The organism is Nostoc sp., assembly GCF_036916575.1.
In the GTDB taxonomy this organism is placed as follows: domain Bacteria; phylum Cyanobacteriota; class Cyanobacteriia; order Cyanobacteriales; family Nostocaceae; genus Nostoc.
In genome coordinates this window covers 71,090-78,968 of record NZ_JBALGC010000055.1, presented here as the reverse complement: position 1 = coordinate 78,968, position 7,879 = coordinate 71,090, and the positions used below count along the sequence as shown (strand labels likewise).

The window sequence follows — 7,879 nt, the reverse complement described above, 5'->3', positions numbered from 1 at the left end:
GGCATTCAAGTACTGTGGCGAGGTTGGTTAAAATTACACGATCTCTGTGAGGGTTGGCAGCTTGCAAAAGAGACTTAACGGGAAAAGTCAGATATCAAATGGGTTCTATATATCCTTGGACTCCATAAACCTGTCAGTTCACAGATAAGGGCACTCTACTGCCGAGGCAAAGTCGGATCAAGTTATGCGGAAACTTCTCAACGTCTCCCCTCTATCAGGTTTCTGCGATGCGATCTGCTTTGCAGCAACGCTTCGTGATTGCTTTCAGCCCCAAATCATCCCTACTCAATCTTCCAATTAGGCGTATAACCAGAAGTAACTTGGCTATACATTTGCAAGACCGATGCAGAAATACGTCCTGAGAGTTTTGCGATCGCCCATAGCGCTCTTGTAAAATCATTTTCAATTGTTGAGAATTCGTCCAGGAAAAAGTTTATGGCAGATATGTCCGGTCAAGACCCCTCGGAAATCACAATGGCAACGGTTGATGAAGAACGAAAAGGCGCAACTTTCAGCGGTACGGTCATCCTTGGTATAGATCCTGAGGGTGGGGAAGTCGTTTTCTTTAGAGACTTTTTAATTGAAGATTATAAAGGCGAACTTACCGCTTATCTGGCAACAGATGGCGATATAACGAAAAGCATTGATTTAGGCGAACTCGATCATAAAAGCCCCAGTTTTAAGCTGCCAATTCCGCTGGGAACGGATACATTACCCTACAATACAGTCGTGTTGAGCGACAAAAAAAGCAAGAAAAAAATCCTGACGATCAATCTATAAAATTTGTAACTTAGCTCGTAGTTCAGCCAAATTCGATTGCTCTCCTGTATAGATCTCAAATGGGTTCTATAAAGCACATTCAATCTGCACTGTTTCATTTGACGATAATGATAAGTGTATTGGCTCTTCATGCTCCCGTTGAATGGGAGAAAGGGGTTGCCAACGGCAACCCCTTTCTCCCACCCCCAAAATGATTATCATTCTTGATATCAATCCTATCCCTTATTTTTTTGGAATAATTTATTCTTTGGAAGTCCCATATTTAATTTTTTCAAAAATCAAGAGATAGTACGGTGAGAGTATATAAGTATAATTAATAATAATCATAAAGTAGCATTTACAACAGGCGATACCTTTTCTACGAGCTGCTCCGCGAACGCTGAAGTATAGGAATTTTAGGTAAGTTTTCTAATTTTTTCTTAAAGTTACATAAAGCTTATAACAATCTCTGATAAGTTAGAAATTAATATTAGGGGTTTTACGTGATAAAAATTAATATGCGATCGCATAGTATATGTCTTGTGCCGCTAGTTTTCTGTTTAGTCAGTGTCGGTGCGAATACAACAAAAGCGAACGCCCAAACGATTTATCCATTTGACGTAGTATACAATACGGAAGTTACTCTCACACCTATCCCATCGACCGACGTATCTAAAGCATTTGTCTCAGGTTTCAATTCTGATGCTTTGTACGGTCTGAGTAACTTTTCTAGCATAAACAACTACAGCCGAATTGACCTCAATACTGGTAATCTCGTATTTGTTCAAGACGCGACAAAATTTGGTTTACAAAGCTTGCCAATCGGCAGGGATGAGTTTTTTGGCAGTGGCGATGACAAATTATTTGGCAGAAGTAGCGCGACTGCTGCATTTGACTTTATTAACCGCAAATTAGTAGGTTCTGGTACTATAACTATTAGTGGTGGTGCAGGTAGGTTCAGTGGTGCTACAGGGATATTTAACTTTAGTGAAACTGAGTCACTCAATGTTGACCCAACTGCTCTCTTGAGAGGTAAAACTTTTTTGAGTGGTTCTTTCCAGATACCGCAGCAAATTCCAGAACCAAGAATGGGAGCAACACTATTCGGTATATGCGTAATTGGGATTAGTTCGATATTGCGTCGGCGTTACCTTTGAGCTACTAGACAGTTGTGCGTAATTTATAGTTATGTAAGAGTAATCCAAGTAAAAAAATGCCCAATTGTCATTGCGAATAGAGCGTTCGCGGTAGCGTCTCGTAGAGAAGCAGAATGATATCGTGTTCGGTGAAAGACTTATCATTAAGACCGCAGGGGACAGGGAGCAGGGGGAAAGAGGGTTTTCCGGTTTCTGCATAGATTACGGGAATTATAACTAATTAACTGGACATGATATGAAGCAATCTCTTCGTCTTACGGTGCTTAACATAAAGCCAGAGATTTTTTTTGGTTCCCCCTCTTTTTGGCGAGTCGGACTGCTGGTGTAGTATGAGGGTGGGTGTCGGTGGGCTGGGTTGGGGCGAGCGGCTTGGGTCGATTCGTATCGCCTTTTGCTGCACCCTCACAGACATTTGTGCCATTTCCTTAATCTGTAAAAGATGGTGTAGCAGTGCGACGCAAAACTGCTAAATCCTCCTCATCCAGTTCCACCTTAATTCCACTGCGAATCAGTTCAGCAAAATGGTCATTTGGCACCATAATACTTAGGGCATATAAGCGACCCAACCCAGTATTTTCAATAAAATGTATGTCGGTGGGAGGTACTAAAAAGCTGTCCCCCGCCTGAATTGGTACTGTCTTACCCTCACAGTGAGCGAGTCCTTCCCCTTTAAGGATGAAAAACATTTCCACCGCCGACTGATGCCGATTCGGGGGTTGCCTCCCGCCTACGTCAAAAATTTCTACACAAACTATCGGGGAGACGTCAGCACTTGCCCTATCGAACACGATCGCTAACCGATTCGTGGCATCGGGACTGATACGATATACCTGGTAGTCTTTAGGAGATTTAATTACTGGAATCATACATTGAGTTACCTTTAGTTGAATAGAAAATTTGCTTCACTAATCTTCAATTCATCGAGCTTTATGGCTTGGATAACTTTCTGACGCAGGTCGTAACTGTAGGGTTTGGGCATGGAATAAGTGCGATCGCGCGGAAGGAGGATTTGGGACTACTTCCAGTTTATGTCATAACCGCTTTGGCGGTTGCTATAGATACTGAGTTTAAACCACAGACTCGGCTTTTCAAGCGTGCCATTCACCTAGGACACCTTGCTACGGCACTGATACTTCGCTGCCGTCTGGATTGCCCTGGAATGTCCAGGTACCACCTGATCGGAAGGTCGAACCTGTGCCAAAGGTGTCCTCCATGTACTGCATGTAAGTGACCAAGCCATTCTTCACCTTCGCCAGGACAGAGAAGGGAGAGATGAACGTTTTATCGAGTATCACCGAATGGACGGTGAAGCTGCCAAAGACAGCGACGTTCTCACCTTCGCCAAATATCTGCTGAATATCAAACGCCTCGATGTTCCAAAAGGTATTGAGTTCCTGGAAAACTCTGAGGACGCTGGCCGGACCATCTTTATGCGTGCCTGCCCAAGGCATAAGCTTTTTTAGGTCGGGATTATCATAGGTGAGTGATACGTAGATGGCATCGGGGGAGACGAGTCGGTTGACGACCTCAGGGTTGGTGGGGTCTTTGAGAAGGGCTTGAACGATTTCTACAGGTGTACTAGACATACGTGTTCCGATAAGATTGCTTATGCGAACTTGATAGTCGGGTTTGATGGTTGTAAAGCTTATTTAACAAGGACTGAAAATTTAAATCCAAGCTCAACTATTGGGCAGAAACGCCAACACCGGGGATCACTCCTGAGTTGAAAGCGATATGTTTGTACTCCAGGAATTCATCGATCGCCGCCAGACCATTCAGCCTGCCGTTGCCGCTGCGCTTGAATCCGCCTTCCTCAAACTCGTCCCAAACGACCGCCCAATCGTTGATCCAGATCGTGCCTGCATCTATCTCGCGGGCGACGCGCAATGGGCGGTCAACATCGCGAGTCCAAATGCTCGCAGCCAAGCCATACTCGCTATCGTTTGCCAGCTGCACCGCTTCTGCCTCAGTCTCGAAGATTTGCATAGTCAGGACTGGACCGAAGACCTCTTCCTGAACAATCGTCATTTTCGGATCGGTCACTTCCAGCAGGGTCGGACGGTAAAATGCACCGCTGGTGAGTGGACCTTCAACAATTGGACCGCCGCGTACAAGCACCTTCGCGCCAGCAGCGATCGCCTCCTCCACCATCTTGTTCACACGCTCAACATTCGGCTTATCAATGAGAGGTCCCATATCACTGGACGGATCGGACGCAGGTCCTGTCCTAACATTCTCCAGTCGCTGGGCGATCAGCGTGCGAAAGCGATCGGCAACACCACGCTGTACCAACAGCCGGGAACCCGTCATGCAGAACTGACCCGCGAAGGTCGTGAGTGCCTTCTCAACTTTGGGTGCAGCCGCTTCAAGATCAGCATCATCAAAGATGATCATCGGGGTCTTGCCACCAAGTTCAGTCTGAAACAGCTTGAGCGTCGCCGCCCCTGTTGCGGAAATTGCTTTCCCGGTCTTCGTGCTTCCTGTAAAGCTGATCACTCGAACATCCTTTGACTCCATCAGAAAAGATGATCCGCCTCTACCTTTGCTTTCACTAAAGACATTAATCACGCCCTTCGGTAAATCGGCAGCTTCAGCGAGGGTTTTACTAAACAGATAGTTGATCTGTGCTGTATTACCCGGCAATTTAATAACAGTTGTAACACCAGCAGCAAGAGCAGGTGCCAGAGAACGGACAGTCAGCACAAGCGGCGAGTTAAACGGTGCGACGATTCCAGCAACTCCGATTGGAGATCGAGTCACAACTGAAAAGTGTCCGGGTTGGACTTCCATCGCCCGTCCATAATCCGTCAGCACAACCGATGCCCAGTATCGAAATTTGCTGGGAATCATATCGACTTCAAATGCTGCTTCGTCATGGACTTTGCCGTTTTCAAGCGAGAGAATCGCGATCAGTTCATCTCGCCGTACTTCAAAGCGATCGGCAATTTGATTCAGCACTCGCGATCGAAGTGCCCGATTTTCCTTCCAGTCTAATTCTCGGAACGCCCGCACCGCAGCATTAACCCCCTGAACTGCCTCGTCACGCCCACCATCTGCATAAGTTCCAATCACCTTGCCTGTAGCTGGATCAATGCTATCAGTATGCTTTTGTGAATCAATCCACTCGCCATCAATCCAGTTCAGTGCGGGTGTTCCTAGTTCAATGTTTGGTGCTGAGGATTTCTTATCTGTCGTTGCTGCCATAATAGCCGCTCCTTACTTTTCTGCATAACTAAGTTTTTACTCACAGTTGAAGCTCAACGTACTCTTGTTCAATTAGCGGGTAATCTTCAGCCTTGATTGGTTGTGTTGCAGAAATTTTCAAGTGATAAACGAACGGGTCTCGTTTGCATTTTTTAAGCAATAATTCCAAAGATTTCGTTAATGAACTCTGTCTGAAATACGCTCTGCGTAGGGACGAAGCATTAATAACCCATCGAAATAGAGATTCTTGCCCGAATACTCCGCCTTTACAGGAAAAAGTTCGATGAACCAAAGTTTTATAAAAGCCTGCTTCAAGCTGGATGAACAACTTGCAAAACCAGCTTGCCGCGTGGATGTCCGTGCTGGCTAACTCCCTGTGCAATGGCTGCTTCTGCCAGTTCAAAAACTTGCTCAATAGACGCTTTGATATGTCCGTCATCAATCAATTGAGCAATCTGCTGGAGCTGGGAATTTGTTCTGAGATTGGCGAAAACAGGAACCGCTTTAATGCCCTGCGGAATGCCTGATTCAGGCACACCAAGTGTCGAAACTAAAACGCCACCGGGACGAATGATTTGCCACGATCGCGCTTGCGTTTCTCCACCAACCAAATCAAGCACCACATCTACATCTTTTACCTGCTGTTCAAACGGTTGACTCGCATAGTTGATCGCCTGATCGGCACCCAGGTTTCTCAGATCATCAAGGTTCGCTGCCGATGCTGTTGCAATGACTCGCGCCCTCTTCCACTTGGCAAGCTGAATTGCATAGCGACCTACTCCACCCGCGCCACCATGAATCAGCACGCTCTGCTCTGGCTGGAGATTTGCACCATCAAACAATGCTTGCCATGCGGTTATTGCCACGATTGGGACAGAAGCCGCGTGAATATAGTCGAGCGTTTTCGGCTTCGGGGCGATCGCGTCTGCATAGCCCACTGCATACTCGGCATAGGCTCCCGAAAGCGCCATGTCTGCTGTTCCATAAACCGCTTGTCCTGGTTGCAATGTAGTGACACCATCGCCCACACTTGCAACAACACCAGCCACATCAGCGCCAGCAATCACGGGCAGCGAATAATCAGAGACTTGTTGGAAAAACCCTTCACGAATCTTCCAATCGATTGGGTTTACGCCTGCTGCATACACTTGAATGAGGACTTGCCCTGCTTGCGGTTCAGGACGGGGTACTTCGTCGTACTTGAGGTTTTCAGCCCCGCCGTAAGCATGAATTCGGATTGCTTTCATTGTTGCCATTGTGACGTACTCCTTTTCATAAAATGGATCGACATTTTATCAATCACTGGCGATTAAAATTTTGAATGTTACCAAGTAAAAGATTCGTAGTCGCTTGGAATGCTCAACTGCGATCGCGCTGTTTCGGCGTTAAACCCTTACTTACCTACTGGGTAATTACAATTCCTACTCTGTTAATGATCCATCAACATACTGCTGACCACCGATCGTAATGAATTCAACTGTGCTGGCTGGAGCAGCGAAATCCAATGAGGTAATTTCCTCTCTTTGAGCCTGGACTCGACCCAGTACAATAATCTCTTTTCCACTTGTGCCCAGTTTGAGACTCAGGGCGTGCGCGTCAAGCTGTACGACCACGCCACGCACCAAACTGTTACCCCTACTACCTTTTGTGATCACGTCTCCAAGCACGAGGATACTGCCAAATGGTTTACTGGTCTGTATCCCAATCGAGCCATTGCCATGAGTGGTAATGCTTTTGAATTCTGCATAAGCCAAGGTTCCGTCGTATAGATTGAACCCCCGCGCCCCTTCGCCATAGGTCGCTAGGTCGCCTTGCACAATCAGAGTCTGCAAATCTCCGAAATTCACGAATCCGATTCCACTGGTTCCATGAGATGTAATGGACTGCCGAGCAAGCCAAAGACGGACATTGCCCCAGTTATCCAACACCATGTCATTTGTCCCGTAAGTTGTTACAGGACTGTTATTGATCACTTGTTGAGCCTTCACGCCTGAGCCAACGAATACCCCGCCTGAGATAAGATTGCCAGTACCTGCCGGGATATTGCCATTAGTATGGATTTCACCTGTGGTCAATAATTTAAGGTCGATCATGCCACCAGGAGAACTGGGCGCTGGTCCACTTTGAGGATCAGCGTTTGCGGGAACAGTCATGCCGCCAAAAATAAAAATGCCGCTACCCCTCAACGGCACATCTCGCGTTCCCCCTGACAGGTTTTCGGCACGCAGTGTCCAGCGACTTTGGGGATCGGTACAGCGGTTGTAGACCGTTAGGGAACCCGGAACAACCTCTACACCGTAACCGACTGGACGATGCAGCGCTGAGGTGCTGTCGCCGTCATACACTTGAACGTCAGTAAGCACAAGGTCAGCAGTCATCACAATACTGGATTCCAAGTGCAGTCGACCGTAGACGACAAGATGCTGCAACTTGAGTTGTCCAAGGATAGTTGTTGCCAGTTCCAGACTGAGCGTTAATCGGCTCGGATCTGATCGGAGGGTTAGGTTCTGGAGGGTGTTATTTGCCGTGAGCGCTACCCCGTCTGAATCTGGCTTGAAGACCAATTCTGCGTCAGAAGTTGTACCCACCAAACTTGAGCCTTCAAGAAGTGTAAATTTCTCTAAGTCATGAAGGCGACCAGCCACCTCGATTACAACATGTGTACGTTGAACCGCTTCAGCCAGAGAAGCTGCGTCCTCAACGACTACATGAGTGCCAACTGTGTTATGTGCCATAAACGACTCCCATCAGTGGTTGGA

At 46.9% G+C, this 7,879-nt stretch carries 8 protein-coding genes; 2 read left to right on the top strand and 6 right to left on the bottom strand.

Annotated elements, in window-relative coordinates; translation table 11 throughout:
- Positions 1-214: 214 nt before the first annotated feature.
- Entirely contained in the window at positions 215-400 is a 186-nt protein-coding gene (locus V7L29_RS13205) for a hypothetical protein (protein WP_334735755.1), read from the bottom strand.
- A 35-nt stretch (positions 401-435) separates the two neighbouring features.
- Here V7L29_RS13205 and V7L29_RS13200 point away from each other — a divergent pair, with 35 nt between their 5' ends.
- Together V7L29_RS13200 and V7L29_RS13195 are read left to right on the top strand one after the other, a co-directional pair.
- Complete coding sequence (locus tag V7L29_RS13200; RefSeq protein WP_334694082.1) at positions 436-780, top strand: hypothetical protein; 345 nt, start codon at positions 436-438, stop codon at positions 778-780.
- A gap of 482 nt (positions 781-1,262) precedes the next feature.
- Complete coding sequence (locus tag V7L29_RS13195) at positions 1,263-1,916, top strand: hypothetical protein (RefSeq protein ID WP_334735754.1); 654 nt, start codon at positions 1,263-1,265, stop codon at positions 1,914-1,916.
- A 425-nt stretch (positions 1,917-2,341) separates the two neighbouring features.
- On the opposite strand, the gene V7L29_RS13190 is transcribed toward V7L29_RS13195, so the two are convergent.
- The 5 genes from V7L29_RS13190 to V7L29_RS13165 all read right to left on the bottom strand — a co-directional run bounded on the left by V7L29_RS13190 (position 2,342) and on the right by V7L29_RS13165 (position 7,855).
- The gene (locus V7L29_RS13190; protein WP_334735753.1) at positions 2,342-2,782 is read right to left on the bottom strand and encodes a cupin domain-containing protein; all 441 of its coding nucleotides are present in this window, start codon (positions 2,780-2,782) and stop codon (positions 2,342-2,344) included.
- 252 nt (positions 2,783-3,034) lie between these two features.
- Complete coding sequence (locus V7L29_RS13180; protein ID WP_334735752.1) at positions 3,035-3,502, bottom strand: nuclear transport factor 2 family protein; 468 nt, start codon at positions 3,500-3,502, stop codon at positions 3,035-3,037.
- Between the two features lie 97 nt (positions 3,503-3,599).
- Positions 3,600-5,120 carry an aldehyde dehydrogenase family protein gene (locus V7L29_RS13175; protein WP_334735751.1) on the bottom strand — a complete coding sequence of 507 codons (1,521 nt, stop codon included), beginning with the start codon at positions 5,118-5,120 and terminating at the stop codon, positions 3,600-3,602.
- Positions 5,121-5,431: 311 nt separating this feature from the next.
- A complete protein-coding gene (locus tag V7L29_RS13170) occupies positions 5,432-6,376 on the bottom strand; it encodes an NADP-dependent oxidoreductase (RefSeq protein ID WP_334735750.1) in 945 nt (314 codons plus the stop codon).
- Between the two features lie 165 nt (positions 6,377-6,541).
- Positions 6,542-7,855, bottom strand: a complete 1,314-nt coding sequence (locus V7L29_RS13165) for a hypothetical protein (protein WP_334735749.1) — start codon at positions 7,853-7,855, stop codon at positions 6,542-6,544.
- Positions 7,856-7,879 lie beyond the last annotated feature (24 nt).

Bases quoted from the DNA above. Each gene is read 5' to 3' on its own strand.
- V7L29_RS13205 (WP_334735755.1), bottom strand. From the start codon at position 400: ATGATTTTACAAGAGCGCTATGGGCGATCGCAAAACTCTCAGGACGTA.
- V7L29_RS13165 (WP_334735749.1), bottom strand. From the start codon at position 7,855: ATGGCACATAACACAGTTGGCACTCATGTAGTCGTTGAGGACGCAGCT.
- V7L29_RS13190 (WP_334735753.1), bottom strand. From the start codon at position 2,782: ATGATTCCAGTAATTAAATCTCCTAAAGACTACCAGGTATATCGTATC.
- V7L29_RS13180 (WP_334735752.1), bottom strand. From the start codon at position 3,502: ATGTCTAGTACACCTGTAGAAATCGTTCAAGCCCTTCTCAAAGACCCC.
- V7L29_RS13175 (WP_334735751.1), bottom strand. From the start codon at position 5,120: ATGGCAGCAACGACAGATAAGAAATCCTCAGCACCAAACATTGAACTA.
- V7L29_RS13200 (WP_334694082.1), top strand. From the start codon at position 436: ATGGCAGATATGTCCGGTCAAGACCCCTCGGAAATCACAATGGCAACG.
- V7L29_RS13170 (WP_334735750.1), bottom strand. From the start codon at position 6,376: ATGGCAACAATGAAAGCAATCCGAATTCATGCTTACGGCGGGGCTGAA.